The organism is Aidingimonas halophila (assembly GCF_900106955.1).
Taxonomy (GTDB): Bacteria; Pseudomonadota; Gammaproteobacteria; order Pseudomonadales; family Halomonadaceae; genus Aidingimonas; species Aidingimonas halophila.
Genome location: NZ_FNNI01000001.1, coordinates 478608 through 495478, shown reverse-complemented (window position 1 = coordinate 495478; position 16871 = coordinate 478608). Strand labels below are relative to the sequence as shown.

Sequence of the window (16871 nt, the reverse complement as noted above, 5' to 3'; positions counted from 1 at the left end):
TCAGCTCGTGCGGGCAAGTAACAGTGAGGCATTGTTGCCTCCGAAAGCGAACGAGTTGCTCAACGCCACGCGCGGTTTTCGGTGGTCACCGGTCGTGGTCAGGGGTAACCAAGGCAATGTCGTGTCATATTGGCCATCGTGGACATGGCGTGGGTAAAAGCCGCGTTTGAGGGCAAGCCAACAGAAAGCCGCTTCCAGTGCGCCGGCAGCGCCCAGCGTGTGGCCGGTCAGGGCTTTGGTGGAGCTACAGAGTGGTAGTGCCTCACCGAACAGGTCGGTCACTGCCTTGGCCTCCATCGCATCGTTATGGGAGGTACCAGTACCATGCAGATTGAGATAGTCGATATCGTGCGGTGTCCGACCGGCTTGTTCGATGGCCGCCTGCATTGCTGCAAAGGCACCACTGCCATCCGGCCTCGGCGCCGATACATGATAGGCATCGGCACTTTCGCCGGTTCCCGCCAATTGGATACCGCCCTCGTCACGAGTGATGACGAACAGCGCAGCGGCTTCGCCCAGGTTGATGCCGTCTCTGTTGGCGGAGAAAGGTAAGCAAGGGTGATCGCTGACAGCTTCCAGACTGGCAAAGCCATGGACCGTGAGCTGACAGAGGGTGTCGGCTCCACCGGCAATGACGGCATCACATTCACCTGAACGCAACAGACGCCTGGCGCTCGCGAGTGCCCGTGCGCTCGAACTGCAGGCCGTCGATAGTGAATAGGCAGGTCCTGTGATTCCCAACTGCTCGGCCACGAAGAGGGCCGGGGCGCCAAGCTCCTGTTGCGCGTAGCGAAATGATGCCGGCAATGGGTCGTTGCGGCCGGCAATCGCCAATGCCTGCTCGGTGTCTCCGATGCCTGAGGTGCTCGTGCCAATGACGATACCGATTCGTGATCGCGGGTAACGGGACAATACGGTGTTCAGTGCGTCTCCCAGTTTCACCAGCGCGCTGTGCAGCAGGCGATTATTGCGGCTTCGATGGTGGACCGGCCAGGTACTGTCATCGGACAGAGGCGAAGTGACCTGACCTAATGGCAACGGCCGACCGGGGGTAAAGACATCACTGACACTCAATCCGCGTCGCCCCTGAATCAGCGCATCGGCGATAGTGTCCACACCGTCACCCAGGCTGCAGACAATGGCCGGCGGAAGCAAGCGACATGCACTGGGGATAGGGGGCGTGGATTCGCTCATGGGGATGATGCCTCGATCGGTTCAATGCGAAGACGATAGCGACCTGCGCGATCATCCAGCAATGCCGTTTCTTCCCGTCCGGCCGATGTCGATGCGGGGGTGATTCGTGCCATGAGCTTGCCGCGATATCTGATCACCCGGTCGCCTCGCGTCTCTTCCACCGACCATGGACTGTCGGCAAATGCGTCGGCCAGCGCACCGGTGGGCCACAAGCTCCATTCCAGCCGTGATGCGAGCCAGTCAGGAGGAAAGGGTATCTTCTCCTCCAGCGCTTCACGGGAAACATCCCCCGGTTCAAATCGGCTTGCTTGGCCGTCATGAACCAGTGTCACCAGTCGCTGGCCCTGGGGGGTGAGGAGCGCAGCCCGTAACTGGCGCTCTTCCAGGCGAATGATGCCGATCAGCGTTCTGGACGGTTCGTTTTCGTCGTCCGGCGTGAAAGTCAGGCGGCGCTGTAGCGTCTCGGGCGTTGACGGGGCCGCGGTGAAATCCGGTGACGGCGACCCGCCGGGAGCGAGAGCACACCCCGAGAGAATGGCCAATAGCATCGCTGGGAGCAGGAGTCGCACGAATGTCATGAGGGTGCCGCCGGCGTGGAGTGCGTGTGACCGCATAGCTGGGCAAGTGTCGTCAGATGCTTGTCCGGTGAGGCGACAAACGGGTTGTCGGTATCCCAGGCATAACCGGCCAGTACCGAGCTGATCATGCGCTTGAGGTCGCGGGGATGCGCGTCATGAAAGATGATCGACTGCAGGCGGCCGTCGTACCAGGCATTCACGAAGGTGCGGAAGGTCTCGATGCCACGGCGTAATGGAAGCTCGAATTCCGTGTGCCAATCCACCCTCTCGCCGTCCAGTTGTCGAGCGACGAGCGGGGCTGCCATGCTGGCCGAGCGCAGTGCGATGGTCACACCGGAGGAGAAGACCGGGTCCAGGAATTCGCCGGCGTTTCCCAGCAAGGCGTAGCCGGGCCCATGCAGGCGTTCGACGTCGGCGGCATACCCCTTGAGTGAACCCACCGGGCGAATGAGACGATGACCTTGCAGCAGTTTCCGGAAGCGTGGCTCGTCATCGATCCAGTGTTGCCAGCGCGCTTCGGGGGATTCCCCACGACTCGACAGCGTGTCGATATCACCGACGACGCCGACTGAAGCCCGTCCCCGTGCAAAGGGGATGAGCCAGTACCATACCGACGTATCCTGTGGGTGAACCCCGATGAGAATCTTTTCCCGATCGAATCGCGTATCGTCGATATGGTCTTCGACATGGGTGAAAAGTGCCATGCGAGGCTCGAGGCGCGGATCGCGGCTGAGCGAAAGCTGTCGGGCCAGCACACGACCATAACCACTGGCGTCGAGGACGAAGCGTGCGGTCAGGAGAGTTTGCTTGCCGGCTTCGTCGGTAACCTGTAGCTGCGGCCGCTCGGAATCGGGATGAAAATCGGTGACGGTCATGCCGAAGGTCACCCGGGCGCCATGTTCGCTGGCAGCGCGAATCAAGCGGTGATCGAAATCGGCACGTTCGACCTGATAGGTCGTTCCCCAGCCGGCACTGAACTTATCGCGGAAGTCGATCGCGGTCTCATGATCGTCACGGGTGAAGACGGCGCCGTTCTTGAGTTGATAGTCGGCGGTTTGCACCGATGACAGCAACCCGGCTTCATCCAGATGAGTCATGCATTGGGGGAGCAGGCTTTCACCGATCGAGAAGCGCGGGAAATGATCCCGTTCAAGGACCTCGATCCGTAATCCCTCCCTGGCCAGTCGTGATGCCGCTGCCGCCCCTGCCGGGCCGGCGCCGATCACGATGACATCGGTATCGGTGGAGGAGATGGGATCAGTCGACATATGCGGTTTCCCGATGCAATGACGCCGCCTTCGGGCGACTCCATGGAACCAGTAGCCATACAATCGCCAGTCCCGTCAAGCAGGAAAGGCCCATGTAATGCAGTGCTGGTGTCTTGCTGAACGATAGCAGGCCGAAGGCGAGGATGCTGCTGAGCGTCGACAGGGTAATGGCGAGCCAGGCCGAAGGCCGGCGGGCGTGCTCGACCGAAAAAATGCCGGCATCGAGACCGATACCCAGAACCAGCAGCAGGCCCAACTGACTGAAGACGTTGAGAGGTGTGCCTGTCAGTGCGAAAAGGGCCAGCACACCGAGGATGGCGCCCACCGGTGGCGTCAGGACACGCCAGGCCTGAAGCCGATACCGCCAGATCATGATCGGTACCAGTGCGGCGATAGCCAGAGTGACCCACCAGGCGATGTGTTCCCGCCACAGAGCGAGCAGCCCCGACAGATGATCGGCGCGGTTGACATAGCGGACGCTTTCATGACGATCGGCCAGTTCGGTGAGGCGACCGTCAAGGGTGGCATCTTCCACGTTGCTGATCGCCAGGGTGGCAGCCACACCATCATTGTCGGTCTCGCCCAGCCATAGACGTTGTTGCAGTTCACCGAGCGGTGTGGATAGCCAATACGAGAGGTCCAGTCGGGGCACATCACTCAGTCTGGATCGTGCGCGTTCGAGGGTTGCCTCAGGCAGGTCGGCACGCTGGACGAGCGTTTCCAGGGGCTCGCCATAAAGTGTGTTCACGCGAGCCAGGTTCGCGTCTTGACGCTCATAAGGAGGGACATTGCGGGTCAGACTGTCGTAGTCCAGCGAAGTCCCTTCATCCTGCCAGGTGGTCAGGGTACTGCCTAGATCGGCTAACCGTGATAGGAGCTCCCCTTCCGTCGATGCCTCGACCACGAAGAAGCGGTTGCCCGTATCACTATCCATAAGCTGCTGCACACGTTGCTCCTCTTCCAGCAAGGAGGTTGGAGAGGGGTTGAGCAACTGCAATGAGTCATCCACGGTCAGCGAGGACGCGCTGATAAGGATCAGCAAGGCGGCGGCGGCCGCGGCCACCGAAGGGACGAGCTGTCGCCTCGGGGTCGTCCAGCGCCAGAGGCGTTCGGCCAGGGTTCGGGTGTGCGGACATGCCGGCAGTTTGAACCGGGAGAGCCAAAGGATGACCGTCAGCCACGCTCCTGTCAGTCCGAGCGCGGCAAATACCGCCATCTGGCGTAGTCCCGGCAGTGGTGTCAGGGCTTGGGCGAGATAGGCCATGAGACTCGATATCAATCCCAGGGTTAGACCTGGCAACAACGATCTGATTGGCCATCGGGAGTCTTGTGAAGCCCGATGACATTGCAGGTGCAGGGCGTAATCGATGGCGATGCCTATCAGGCTGGCGCCGAAGGCCAGTGTGAGAAGGTGCAGCCGGCCGAAGATGAGCAGCGTCAGGGGGAGCGCAAACAGCAATCCGGTGGCGAGCGGCAGCAGCAGATGCAGCAGGACCCGTGGCGATCGAAAGACCGCCAACAGGATGATGATCAACCCGGTCAGCGCACCCAGACCGATGGTGGTGATTTCCCGCTTGGCCTGTTCGGCACCGGCAGCGGCATGAAAGACGAGCCCGGAACGCATCAGCGTCGTATCGGGATGGTGGCTCATGAACGTGGTCAGGGTCCGGGTCAATGCCTGCTGTGTTGCCGGATCATAGGGATGGCTCGACAGGCGACCGATCAGCAGCGCATGACGTTGCCCGTTGTTTTCTACCGTGAGCAGACCGTCATGCGCCTGGATGCGACTGCCGTCGCGCTCATCGAGCCACGCATCGAGCAAGCCGAACGGATCGTCGACAGGCTGAGGGTCCCCTGCAGGGGAAAACAGACGACGTAACGCCGGGTCAACGAGCGATTCCCCCCCATCGTCGTCGATCGCATTACGCAAGTCATCGGTCAGTAGCCGGTAGCGATAATCGCCCAGCAGGTCGTGCGGGTCCTCTACCGCCAGGTCCGTATCTCGCCAGTCGAGGTCATCAAGTAATGGGGAGCCATTGTCCTGCGCGTTGGCGGTCGTTCGCTCGAGCTGTCTGGCCAGCGATTCGGTATCGGTGCGCAGCGATGGCGAGGTGAGGGCAAGCACGAAGCGCTCTTCGAAGCCGGTACTGAGTTGATCGGCCGCGCGCTCGATCAGTGGCGACTGCCGGTCTTCGGGAAGCATGGCGGTCAGCCGTGTATCGGTCGGCAGTCCATGGCGGAGTTGCAACGCCAGGATGACACCGCATACCAGCAGTATCACACCCCATAGCGTCGCTAACCGTCGAGTCAGGGTATCGCCTTCTTCTGGCGAACGTTCAGGTGTCGTCGGCATGCCCCGCCTCGCCGCTATCTCCACTGTCCGGGACGATCACCTGTTGCTCGAAAAACTCGATCCGTAACTCGTCATCGTTGGCGGCATTCAGTTCGAGCCGTTCCAGGAACTCGCCGCCACGCAGTTCAATGCGTTCCAAGCGCTCCTTTAAGGCACTGGATTCCGGCGTTAGAGTGACATGCCACTGTTCGTCACTGCCCTCGAGTGACAGGTCGAAGTGTTCGTCGAGTGCTTGCCAGTCACCGCCGAGCAGTTCCAGGAACAGGGACGCGACCTGCGCATCACGCCGGTTGCCTGCTTCATCGTCGGCGATGTTCTCGGCAGCGTCCGGTGTGAATTCCATTCGCTCCTCCACGGGTGCTTCAAGCTGCCAGATGACGCGCGCGTCACGTTCATAACGGTAGGAGCCGTGACTATCCAACTGAGCGTCGAGGTCGGCGAGATGACGTTGCTGTTCGAACCGACCCTCCAGTCCCGGGATATCACCCAAACGGCGTTGAAGATCATCGAGATCAAAGGCCACGGCAGGCAGCGGAAGCAGTACAGGAAGCAACAGCCAGTGACGGAACATGGCTCTCTCCGGTCGGAATCAGTGGGCGTAAAGCGTATCGGTCAGCGGTTCGAGCGACTCACAAAGCATGCGCAGTTCTGACTCCAGCGCCCGATCCTCCTCGACAAAGGCAATACGTTCGCGGCAACGGTGCTGGAAGTCGGCCAGTGTCTCGGGCAGCGAATCCGCCTCACGACGGCGCAGGTCCACTGCCTGGCAGGCGGCGTGCAGCACTGCGACCCCCACCTGTTCGGTCAAGGTGATAACGCGTAAGGCGTCACGCGCGGCTATCGTTCCCATGCTGACCTTGTCCTGATTGTGGCACTCCGTGGAACGCGAAAAGACACTGGCCGGCATGGTCGCCTTCAGCGCTTCGGCCGTCCAGGCAGAGACGCCGATCTGAACCGCTTTGTAGCCGTGGTTGAGTGGTGCGCGATCGGCGTTGGCACCACTCAGGTTGTCGGGCAGGCCATGGTTGAAGCGCGGATCGACCAGCAGAGCCAGCTGTCGGTCCAGCAGGTCGGCAAGGTTGGCGACCAGCGGTTTTAGAGAATCCATGGCGAAAGCGATATGACCGCCATAGAAGTGGCCACCGTGCATGACTTTTTCGCCCACCGGGTCGATCAGCGGGTTGTCGTTGGCACTGTTGAGTTCATTTTCGAGGAATTGACGCAGCCAGGGCAGACTGTCTTCCAATACGCCGATGACATGGGGCGCGCAGCGGGTTGAGTAGCGATCCTGCAGGCGGGGCGAGTTCCGTGGGGCATCGTGGTCATCGTCGGTATAGCCCAGATCGTATCGCAAGCGTGCTGCTACGCGTTGCTGACCGGCATGCGGTTTGGCCGCGAACAAGCCGGCATCGAAGTGATGGGGATTGCCATTGAGCGACCAGACGTTCATGGCCGTCAAGCGCGTGGCCAGTCGCGAGAGGCGTTCGGCACGTCGCCAGGCGAGGCAGCCCAAGGCGGTCATCACGGCCGTACCGTTCATCAGCGCCAAGCCTTCCTTGGGACGCAATCGATAGGGCACGATGCCGTGTTCGGCAAACGCTTGCAATGTGGGACGACGTTGCCCGTTATCGAGGACCTCGCGTTCACCACAGAGAACGGCGGCAAGATACGACAGAGGGGTCAGATCGCCGCTGGCGCCGACCGAGCCTTCAGCGGGCATTACCGGCATCAGGTCCATATCCAGGAGCTGGGTGAGCCGTTCTAGAAGTTCCATGCTGACACCCGAGACCCCCCGACAGAGAGAGACCAGGCGCACCAGGACCACGGCACGAGCCTCGACAGGCGACAGGTGTTCGCCGAGGCCGCAACCATGGAACGTGTATAGATGACGCGGCAGTTCCGCATGTTGTTCGGGCGGAACCGCACGCGTACAGGCATCGCCATAGCCCGTGGTGACGCCGTACACCACACCCTCTTCTTCCAGCAAACGATCCAGGAACGCCGGACCGGATGCGATCCGCTGGCGGAAGTCGGGGTCGTCCGATAACACCACCCGGGCATGTCGATTCGCCACGGCCTCCACGCTTTCGATATCGAGGGGGCTACCATCGAGGACTACCGTGGCCTGTGAATGATCAGTCAAAGGTAAGTTCATGGCAGTGCCAGAAGTCGAAGAAATTGAACCATTGAAGCGGATAGCGACGGCATTGGTTGGATAGCCAGCTCACATAGCGTTCCATGGCATCCTGACACCACGTATCGCGGTCCCGCCGTTTCAGCGCGGTAGTGTCGTCGAATTGGCGGAACTCAACGCGATGCTCCCCATCCGATTCACGGAGGCAACTCAGCGTATAGATGGGACATCGTAACAGGCTGGCCAGCCGGAAAGGCCCTTCAGGAAAAAGGGCCGGCTCGCCCAGGAAATCGAACGTACGAGTACGGCCGTCGTTGTTGAGCGGGATCCGGTCGGCGGCAATGACGACAAATCCGCCGCTTTCGATGCGTTCGGCCAGACGCATGGCCGTGGCCGGCGTGATCTCGCTGACTTCGATGATCTCCGGTCCTCGCTGTAATGTCGAGCGATCGAGAAGCCGGTTGAATTTGCGTGCATTGCGAGTGTGCATCAACTGGGTGACATGAAAGTCATCACGGGTGTCGCTCAGGGCGCTGCAAATTTCGAGGTTGCCGATATGGGAGACCAGCATGACTCCGCCCCGGCCACTGCGAATGGCGTGATCCAGCCGTGAGCGATCCTCCTGGCTCAACGTTACTGAAGGGGTGATGCCACTCCAGGCGTCGACCTTGTCCATGAGGGATTGCCCGAAAGCCCAGAAATGACGAAGCCCCAGCCATAGTCGCCAACGTGGAGGATGGCCGGTACGACACAGCCAGATGCGCTCGAGATAGTCCTGCGACGCCCGGCGCGGTAGCGAGTGTGTGGCGTAGTAGTACGCGATGACCAGTCCCAGCATGATGCGAAAGGGCCAGCGCCCCAGTCGTCGCCGAATCCAGACCATGATGCGCATGCCGATCACGGTGCCTGATTCCTGAATACGTGCCCAATGCTGCGGGGAACGGGTCGATGCCTTCATTCGTGGATCCCAGAGTTCATGAATCGCCGCCTCAGCAACATGGGCAGGCGAGCGAGCATGCCGATGAACAGGCGCGTGTGCATGCCGGCCAGTAGTACGTTGTCATGCCAGAGGTCGAAATGCGAAACGCCATCCAGTGGATAGTGCACCCGGACCGGTAGGTTCCTCACCGGCAACCCCTCCCAGACCCAGCGTACCGGGAGTTCCGTGTCGAACTCCATCCGCTCGCCGCATGCATGTTGTGTCACTATCCTGTTGACCCTGGCTACTGGATAGAGTTTGACGCCGCACATGGTATCGCGAAGTGTCAAGCTGAGCGTGTTGAGCCAGACAAGCATGTGCGTGATGTAGCGGGAATAGAAACGGTGACGCGGCACGCTGTCATCGAAACGGGGATAGCCGATGCGTAGTGCCTCATGCTGGCTGTCCAGGTCGGTAAGAAACGCGTCGAAATCGTCGGGGTCGTGCTGTCCGTCAGCATCCACTTGCAGCGCATGCGTGAAACCCAGGGCTTCCGCCTCCCGCAGGCCCGCCTTGACCGCGGCGCCCTTGCCCATGTTCCGGGGTAAACGCAGTAATACGATATCGTCATTGGTTGCCAGTTCATCGAGGACCTTGGCGCACTCGCTATGGCTGCCATCATCGACAAGCAGAATGGGGATATGTAACCGGCGCACGTTATCGCAGGTTTGACCGATGGCATGCGCATGGTTGTAGACGGGAATCAGCACACAGGGGCGGGCTGGCGCTTCACTCGTCATCACCGGGCTCCAGGGGCGTCAAGTAGATCTGTCCATTGGCATGGCGGCCACGCTCTCCTGATAAAGTGAACGTCAACCGTAGTCCTGAGGGTGTCTCTGCCTTATCGAGGGACAGGCTGGCCCTGTCGCCGGGCAGTAGCAGTTGCATGAATCGCACGCGTTCCATACGCTGGAACGTCCCTGTCGCCAGGCCTTCCTCGTGGGCAAGGGCGATCACCCACTGAATGATCACTACCCCCGGTACCACCGGATTGCCGGGAAAATGGCCACGGAGATAGCGGAGCCTCTCGGGAATTTCGAGCTGAATATCACAGTGATCGGCACTGCTAAAACGACTTCCCAGCCAGCGTGGCAAACGTGTGTCATCCAGGTCTCTGAACAGTCGCACGATGAGCGGGGCTGTCAGCTTTCCCTGAGAATTGCTGGGCCAGTCATCGACAAAACGCCAATAGCGGGGGACGACGGTGGATGGATACGTGCTCGAAAGGTGGGCTCGCAGTGAGCCGATCAGCGCATGGCGTGCATTATGATCATGGGGTAACGAGTCACTCGTTGGTTGTACGATGACGCCGAGGCGGTGACGTCGGTCAGGCAGTTCGACGGTTCGTGCGAACACAACCTTTGGATGTGTTGCCAGCGACTGGTCCATGGCTGTCAGCGATAGACGTTTACCACCCACCTTGGCGATGCGGTCCGCACGTCCGAGCAACTGGAATCGGCCGTTTTCCACCATCCGGAGACGGTCGGCCTGACGCTCCCAACCGTTCGAGGCCAGAAAGGGGGAGCGCAGGTAGAGAAGGCCCGTATCGTCCTTGTGCACCTCGACCCCGGGAAACGGGCACCAGACCTCCTCCATCTGCTGGTCTCGCCAGGCGATACCCCCGGTCTCCGAACTCCCATAGATTTCCTGGATGGGAGTGTTCAGCAGTTGAAAGGCATGTTGACTGGCAGCCGTCGTGAGGGGAGCGCCTGATGAATGGACCCGATGCAGACTCCTTGCAGCGTCGTGCCAGGTCAGATGTGTCGGCAAACGCTCAAGAGGGGGTGGGGCACTGATCAGGACGGCGGTCGATGGGCGCACTGTCCGACTCGATGACAGGTGCGTCAGAATCGCGTTCAGGCGTTCGGGGTAGCGACAGGGCGTCAGCGCGATAGGCGCGTGTTCAAAGAGTGGTCGCAATATGGCAAATAGCAGGCCATAGATATGCTGATGGCTGACCTGGCTAATGACCAGCCGGTTTTCCAGAGGCCAGAAATCGGCATGCATGGTGAGTTCGGCCTGCAACTGAGCGAATGTCTTGTCGATACGCTGAGGTTGCCCCGTCGAGCCCGACGTATAGAGCGACAGAGCGATACGCTGCGGGGAAAAATCCTCCCCCCAGCAAGGAGGATGTGACATGCCGGGTCGATACCCCTGTTCGATATCACCCAGTCTGGCTCGTGTCCGAGAGGCAAGCGGGGCGAGCGAGCCAGGCCGGTCGTCACCCGGAAGCCATGCGCAATCACCGCGCTCCCAGATGGCGACTAGCGCAGCGGCGAATTCCAACGGGTCGTGCTCATGCAATAACCAGTTCGATCCTGGCTCTCCCAATGAACCCAGCAGGACTTGCCAGGCGCCGATACGGCCATGGAAGGTTTGCCAAGTCACAGCTTCCGGCGTAGGTAAAAGGTGCCAGCCGAAAGCGGCTTCCAAAGACACTTGACGCCATGCGCTGGGTAATTGAACCGTATCAGTCATGGTAGCCATCATCTTTTCGGGAGAACGCGTCGGACGACTTCTCGCGGACGCGTTGGCGGACACACCATTCAATGACAAATAGCAACGCACACAACCCATAAGCAATGCCGCCATTGTAGACCGCCCAGGTTGCCAGGTCTGCGTAGAGCGCTGTCCAGAGGGAGATCAGGCCGTTACCGGCGAAGAACAGGCACCACACCTGGGTCACGCGTCTCGTGTAACGCACCCCGTGTTCCGATAGATCGGGCTCCTGCCGCCGTGCCAAACGCTCGATCAATGACGGAGGGCAACGCAGCGTCCAGGCGAACATCCCCAGAAGCGAGGCGTTGACGAGGATCGGCCAGGCGCGAATCCCGATGCTGGCGTGGCCGGACAGAGCCAGCATGGCCGCAACGAACATGAGTACGAGCCCCCAATGTCGTCGCTCCCGAGACAGTCGCCACCAGACAAGAAGTGCCATGATTACAAGTGGCAGCCAGGCGCCTGCATGGGGCGTCAGTGCCACCACTGCCATGGGCCATGACAGCGCCAAGAGCGTCAGGAGGATCGTTTTCGGGGAGCTCAACATCTGCTGGAGAGAAGCCGAGACGGTCATCCGCGGGTCGTCCTTGGCATTACTTGACGCGTCTGGCCTCTACCAGGGCTGCAAGGTGGTTCAGACTGGCGAAGTGTTGTCGGGTATCGTCGCTTTCGGCATCCAGCTTGATGCCATAGTGTTTTTGCAGAGCCAGGCCCAGCTCCAGCGCATCGATGGAATCCAATCCCAACCCCTCGACAAAAAGCGGGGCATCAGGATCGATATCATCCGGGGTGACATCCTCGAGTTCCAGGGTGTCGATGATCATTTGCTTGAGTTCAAGCTCAAGGGAATGCGTCACGGAGAATCCCTCATCCAGCGGGTTATCGTTTCATGGCGTCCGGTCATCGGTGTCGAGCTATTCTCCTTGCTAATCCGGGTTGCCGCAATCATTGTCCATGTCGTGGTGGCAACGAGAGGCATGTCAGGGAGAAAGGTGCCACATGAGTCGTTGAGACGGGCTGGGGAGGTTGCCGCCTGACAGAAGCCAAGAGATCACATCCGTGGGTTGTGGTGGGCGCAGGCTGCCGACCTCATCCAGGGGCCGGCTTGTAATGGGGATACCGTCACTGGTTGCCAGGCGCATGACTACGGCCGCCATGTCGACGGGGTGGTCGAGGTGATCCGAAAAGCGTGAGGGGACGGAGGCCTCGCTGAAAACGGCGATGATTTCGGGCTCACCCTCGGCAAAGTACCCACGCGCTTCACTGAATAGCGCCGCCACTTCGTTGCCCCCAGCGGCGATGGCTTGTAAAGAACGCTGGTTGTTACTGGCGATGGAATGAACGCCCAGCATGGCATTATGCACTGACATGCCGAAGCGGGCGGGTGACAGGTCGTTACCTTCGTTGAGGGCATATAGCATTTCCAACGTGCGCTCCGTATCGCCGTGGCGGGACGCGTGCAGAATAATGCTTTGTCCGTCTGGATCGAGTTCGGCCAACATGTCACAGACGGCCCGTCCCACGATATTGAGCCGGCGACGGAGCAAGGCGGGTACTGACGTCCCCTTGGGCCGGGGCTCGGTGGATAGTCTCGGATCGCGCGAGACCGTACCTGTCGGTTGCCAGGCGCGCCAGTCACGAAGTGTTAATGGAATCATGGTCGCTCCCGGTCGTATCAGGGCGTTTCACTCATCGTCCTTCGCCGGGAACCGTGTCACCAGCAAGCTATCCTTGATCTTCTTGAGATGAGACAGAAAATCTTCACCGCGTCTCAGCGTCACCCCGGTAGCTAGCACATCGATCAGTGCCAAGTGAATCATGCGCGATGTCATGGGCATGTAGACATCGGTATCTTCGGGATGGGTGACTTCCAGTGTCTCGGTGCATTCGTCCGCCAATGGCGAGTCGGTCGCCGTGATACCGAGAACGATGGCGCCGTTGTTGCGGGCGAGTCGAGCGATTTCCACCAGTTCGCGGGTGCGCCCAGTATAGGAAATGATCACGACGACATCACCGGTATGGCAGGCAGCCGCGACCATGCGCTGCATCAGGACGTCTTCATACGCCATCACTGGCAGGTTGAAACGAAAGAATTTGTGCTGGGCGTCCTGGGCGACGGGACCCGAGGCGCCCAGACCGAAGAAGTGAATCTGTTTGGCCTGGATCAGATAGTCCACGGCACGTTCTACCAGTTTGGCATCCAGGGCGCGTCGTGCCTCATCCAGCGCCGCAATGGTGGCACCGAAAATCTTGTCGCCATAGTTGGCGGCGTCATCGTCGCGCTCGACATTGCGACTGACATAGGGAGTGCCGCCCGCCAGGCTCTGTGCCAGCTTGATCTTGAAGTCCGGATACCCCTTGGCTTCGAAATTGCGGCAGAAACGGTTGACGGTAGGTTCACTGACAGAAGCGGCCTGTGCCAATGTGGCAATGCTCATGCCGGTGGCGGCAGCCGGATCCTGGAGTATGACGTCGGCGACCTTGCGCTCTGAGCGGTTGAGGTCGTCCAGGCGTGCACGGATGCGGTTGATCAGGTCGTGGCTGGCCATGGTAGTGAGAACGTCTCCATAGACAAACTGGGTAAGGGTGAATCGAGCGGCAACACTCTATTCATGTTCATGGCCCATCGTTGTGCCAATACAGGGTGACTTGGACTGTGGTTGCCTTATGTAGTGATTTAACTACATTATGTGGAGCATACTAGCCCCTTGCTCGGGGAACATCCAAGTGTTGGCTATGAGATGGTTTGGTTTTCTAGTAAGTTTACGCATAATAGTTGCCAGAGACTGGCATTATCGCGTATTTTGTATGTAATTTAACCATATTTTGTGGAGCGTGGCATGACTCACGAGACTTCGCCGCTCAATGCATCCCAACCGGATATCGATCTGGCCTTGTTCGGGGCGCTGGGGGATCTGGCATTGCGCAAGCTGTATCCTGCGCTGTATCAGCTCGATCGAGAGGGGTTGCTGGCCGAGTCCACGCGCATCCTCGGACTGGCCCGCCAGGACGGAGACAACGAGGCCTTTCGCGGCAAGGTGGCGGATGCATTGAAGAAGCATGTCCAGTCCGGCGAGCAGGATCAGGACAGTCTCGAGCGTTTCATGAACCGTCTTGAGTATCTCAAGCTGGATTTTTCCAGCGTCGAAGGGTATGAAGCGATTCGGCAGTGGCGTCAGGGTGCCCGCCGCCCGATGACGGTCTACCTGGCGGTCCCGGCCAGTTTATACGGCCCGATATGCCGGCATCTGGAGGACAGCGGCAGTCTGGATGACGACACTCGTGTCGTGGTGGAGAAACCGATCGGGCATGATCTGGCGTCCTCCCGTGAAATCAATGATGCGATTGGCGAAGTATTCCCTGAATCACGCATTTATCGCATCGATCACTACCTGGGCAAGGAGACCGTGCAGAACCTGATTGCCTTGCGTTTTGCCAATCCATTGTTTGGAACGCAATGGAACCAGAATCATATTTCTCACGTCGAGATTACGGTGGCGGAACAAGTCGGTATCGAGGGACGCTGGGGCTATTTCGATCAGGCCGGACAGCTTCGCGATATGGTCCAGAATCACTTGCTGCAACTGGTCTGTCTGATCGCCATGGATCCGCCGGCGAATCTGGACGCTGATGCGATCCGCGATGAAAAGGTCAAGGTGCTCAAGGCGCTCAAGCCGTTCACCGGCGACGATCTGGATCGCAATGTCGTTCGCGGCCAGTACACGGCTGGTACCAGTGGCGGCAAGAGTGTACCGGGCTATCTGGAGGAGGAAGGCGCCAATAAGGAGAGTCGTACCGAGACCTTCGTGGCCATGAAGACCGAAGTGGCCAACTGGCGCTGGGCGGGTGTGCCGTTTTATCTGCGTACCGGCAAGCGCATGCCCGAGAAGCTGTCGCAGATCGTCATTCATTTCCGCCAGCAGCCGCACTATATATTTGACCCGGACCAACGTGGTCTGGCTGCGAACAAGTTGATCATCCGTTTGCAGCCGGAGGAAGGTATTGCCCTGCAGGTTCTGACCAAGGATAGCGGGCTGGACAAGGGCATGCGCCTGCGCCCAGGGCCTCTGCATCTGGACTTCAATAGTGCGTTTCCGAAGTCGCGAATCCCTGATGCCTATGAACGGCTGTTGCTGGAAGTCATGAAGGGCCATCAGTATCTGTTCGTGCGTCGTGATGAAGTCGAATACGCTTGGCATTGGATCGATCAACTGATTGCCGGCTGGGAAGCCCGGGATACGCCACCGCGTCGTTATCCTGCAGGATCATGGGGTCCGGTGGCGTCGATTGCCATGATTACCCAGGACGGACGTAGCTGGTATGAGGACTACTGACATGAATGATTGCCGTGCACAGCTGGCGCAACAGCTGGCCGAGTCGGTCGCCGAAGCATTGAGAACCGACCTTGCGTCCCGTGAACGTGCCTTGCTGGTAGTCTCTGGTGGGTCAACACCGGTGCCTTTCTTTCAGGCGTTGGCCACCAAGGATCTAGCGTGGGATCGTATTGATATCACGCTTGCCGATGAGCGCTGGGTCGATGCCTTTGCTGACGACAGCAACGCGCGTCTGGTCAATGAACACCTGTTGACCGGTCCGGCCAGTGCGGCCAATTTCGTACCATTGACCAGCGATGACGCCACACCCGAGCAGGGGGCCGAGGTGGTCAACGAACGGATTGAAAATCTCGACTGGCCTGCCAGTGTCGTCATCCTTGGAATGGGAGGCGATGGACATACGGCCTCCTTGTTTCCCGACAGTCAAGAATTGGGATTGGCCCTGTCCACCGACGAGGCTGTTGTCGCCGTTCGTTCACCTGGCCAGCCTCAACCACGCATTACCCTGAGTGCCGGTCGCCTGCATCAGGCGCAACGACATATTCTCCACCTCACCGGTGAAGAGAAGCGAGTCGTCCTGGGGCGAGCCTTGGCGGGAGACGATGTTCGTGAGTTGCCCATCCGCGCCTTTCTTGCCTGCCCACTGGCAATCTACTGGGCACCCTGAGCGATTTTCTGGAGACTGACACATGGCTATCGAAAAGCAGTTGCCGTCCACGCGTACCACCGAACTGGACAGTATTTGTCTTAAAGCGGAAGTGATTCCCGTGATCACCATCAACCGTCTGGAAGACGCGGTGCCCATGGCGCGGGCTCTCTATGAGGGTGGTCTGACGGTGCTGGAAATCACGCTGCGTACCGATTGTGCGCTGGATGCCATCGAGCGGATACGTGCCTCACTGAGCGGTGCCAGCATTGGTGTCGGTACCGTACTCACACCGGCACAGTATCGTCAGGCCGAGCAGGTGGGGGCGGATTTCATCGTGACCCCCGGGGCCACGGATGCGTTATATCGCTATGGAGTCGAGAGTCCGGTTCCCATGTTGCCGGGCATTGCCACGATTTCCGAACTCATGACCGGCTGGCAGTACGGCTACCGCCGCTTCAAGTTTTTCCCCGCTGAGGCGAGTGGTGGCGTCAAGGCCCTCAAGGCGTTCTCCGCGCCGATTCCTGAAGCGCATTTCTGCCCGACGGGCGGCATCTCCGTTGATAATGCCCAGGATTATCTCTCGTTGCCGAATGTCATGTGCGTGGGCGGCTCCTGGCTGACCCCTAAAGCACTGGTGGATGCCGAAGACTGGAATGGGATTCGTGAACTCGCCCGCCAGGCCGCTGAACGTTTCCACCATTAAGTGACGCCCTTGTACCTTATCTCTCGACGGCCTGTGCTGTTGTTCGACCCGCCAGTTGAAATGGCGGGTCTTTTTTTGGTTCATCGCGCTTTACCGGGAAAGGCGGCAGTCGGTGCCGATATAGGGAGCGTTAGCCCGGCTAGGGTTGCCAGGATGGTTGATCGCATTACATCATTCCTT

Annotated in this window: 16 protein-coding genes; 3 read left to right on the top strand and 13 right to left on the bottom strand. The window is 59.7% G+C overall.

Going from position 1 to position 16871, the window contains the following annotated elements; genetic code table 11:
* The 13 genes from BLW01_RS02400 to BLW01_RS02340 all read right to left on the bottom strand — a co-directional run bounded on the left by BLW01_RS02400 (position 1) and on the right by BLW01_RS02340 (position 13554).
* The gene (locus BLW01_RS02400) at positions 1-1194 is read right to left on the bottom strand and encodes a beta-ketoacyl-ACP synthase (protein WP_092567887.1); all 1194 of its coding nucleotides are present in this window, start codon (positions 1192-1194) and stop codon (positions 1-3) included.
* Positions 1191-1772 (bottom strand): DUF3261 domain-containing protein, encoded by a 582-nt coding sequence (locus tag BLW01_RS02395; RefSeq protein ID WP_092567886.1) that lies wholly within the window; start codon positions 1770-1772, stop codon positions 1191-1193. Before BLW01_RS02395 ends, BLW01_RS02400 begins: the two co-directional genes overlap by 4 nt.
* Positions 1769-3040, bottom strand: coding sequence for an NAD(P)/FAD-dependent oxidoreductase (locus BLW01_RS02390; RefSeq protein ID WP_092567885.1), 1272 nt, complete (start codon positions 3038-3040; stop codon positions 1769-1771). Before BLW01_RS02390 ends, BLW01_RS02395 begins: the two co-directional genes overlap by 4 nt.
* Complete coding sequence (locus BLW01_RS02385) at positions 3030-5393, bottom strand: MMPL family transporter (RefSeq protein WP_092567884.1); 2364 nt, start codon at positions 5391-5393, stop codon at positions 3030-3032. Before BLW01_RS02385 ends, BLW01_RS02390 begins: the two co-directional genes overlap by 11 nt.
* Positions 5377-5964 (bottom strand): LolA family protein, encoded by a 588-nt coding sequence (locus tag BLW01_RS02380; RefSeq protein ID WP_092567883.1) that lies wholly within the window; start codon positions 5962-5964, stop codon positions 5377-5379. Before BLW01_RS02380 ends, BLW01_RS02385 begins: the two co-directional genes overlap by 17 nt.
* Positions 5965-5982: 18 nt before the next feature.
* A complete protein-coding gene (locus tag BLW01_RS02375; protein ID WP_229806334.1) occupies positions 5983-7536 on the bottom strand; it encodes an HAL/PAL/TAL family ammonia-lyase in 1554 nt (517 codons plus the stop codon).
* Positions 7529-8485 (bottom strand): lysophospholipid acyltransferase family protein, encoded by a 957-nt coding sequence (locus BLW01_RS02370; RefSeq protein WP_092567881.1) that lies wholly within the window; start codon positions 8483-8485, stop codon positions 7529-7531. Before BLW01_RS02370 ends, BLW01_RS02375 begins: the two co-directional genes overlap by 8 nt.
* Positions 8482-9246, bottom strand: a complete 765-nt coding sequence (locus BLW01_RS02365; protein WP_092567880.1) for a glycosyltransferase family 2 protein — start codon at positions 9244-9246, stop codon at positions 8482-8484. Before BLW01_RS02365 ends, BLW01_RS02370 begins: the two co-directional genes overlap by 4 nt.
* Positions 9236-10984 carry an ApeI family dehydratase gene (locus BLW01_RS02360; protein WP_175529742.1) on the bottom strand — a complete coding sequence of 583 codons (1749 nt, stop codon included), beginning with the start codon at positions 10982-10984 and terminating at the stop codon, positions 9236-9238. Before BLW01_RS02360 ends, BLW01_RS02365 begins: the two co-directional genes overlap by 11 nt.
* The gene (locus BLW01_RS02355; protein WP_229806335.1) at positions 10977-11579 is read right to left on the bottom strand and encodes a COG4648 family protein; all 603 of its coding nucleotides are present in this window, start codon (positions 11577-11579) and stop codon (positions 10977-10979) included. Before BLW01_RS02355 ends, BLW01_RS02360 begins: the two co-directional genes overlap by 8 nt.
* 19 nt (positions 11580-11598) lie before the next feature.
* Positions 11599-11862, bottom strand: coding sequence for a phosphopantetheine-binding protein (locus BLW01_RS02350; RefSeq protein ID WP_092567878.1), 264 nt, complete (start codon positions 11860-11862; stop codon positions 11599-11601).
* 123 nt (positions 11863-11985) lie between these two features.
* Positions 11986-12663 carry a beta-ketoacyl synthase chain length factor gene (locus BLW01_RS02345; protein ID WP_092567877.1) on the bottom strand — a complete coding sequence of 226 codons (678 nt, stop codon included), beginning with the start codon at positions 12661-12663 and terminating at the stop codon, positions 11986-11988.
* 27 nt (positions 12664-12690) lie between these two features.
* The gene (locus tag BLW01_RS02340) at positions 12691-13554 is read right to left on the bottom strand and encodes a MurR/RpiR family transcriptional regulator (RefSeq protein ID WP_092567876.1); all 864 of its coding nucleotides are present in this window, start codon (positions 13552-13554) and stop codon (positions 12691-12693) included.
* A 291-nt stretch (positions 13555-13845) separates the two neighbouring features.
* Between BLW01_RS02340 and zwf the strand changes: the two genes are divergently transcribed.
* From zwf to BLW01_RS02325, 3 genes are read left to right on the top strand one after another with little or no spacing between them, the layout of a single operon-like run.
* Positions 13846-15339 carry a glucose-6-phosphate dehydrogenase gene (zwf, locus tag BLW01_RS02335; RefSeq protein WP_092567875.1) on the top strand — a complete coding sequence of 498 codons (1494 nt, stop codon included), beginning with the start codon at positions 13846-13848 and terminating at the stop codon, positions 15337-15339.
* Position 15340: 1 nt separating this feature from the next.
* Positions 15341-16006: a 6-phosphogluconolactonase gene (gene pgl / locus BLW01_RS02330; protein ID WP_092567874.1), complete on the top strand. Its 666-nt coding sequence runs from the start codon at positions 15341-15343 to the stop codon at positions 16004-16006.
* A 22-nt stretch (positions 16007-16028) separates the two neighbouring features.
* The gene (locus tag BLW01_RS02325) at positions 16029-16691 is read left to right on the top strand and encodes a bifunctional 4-hydroxy-2-oxoglutarate aldolase/2-dehydro-3-deoxy-phosphogluconate aldolase (protein ID WP_092567873.1); all 663 of its coding nucleotides are present in this window, start codon (positions 16029-16031) and stop codon (positions 16689-16691) included.
* The last annotated feature ends 180 nt before the right edge of the window (positions 16692-16871 follow it).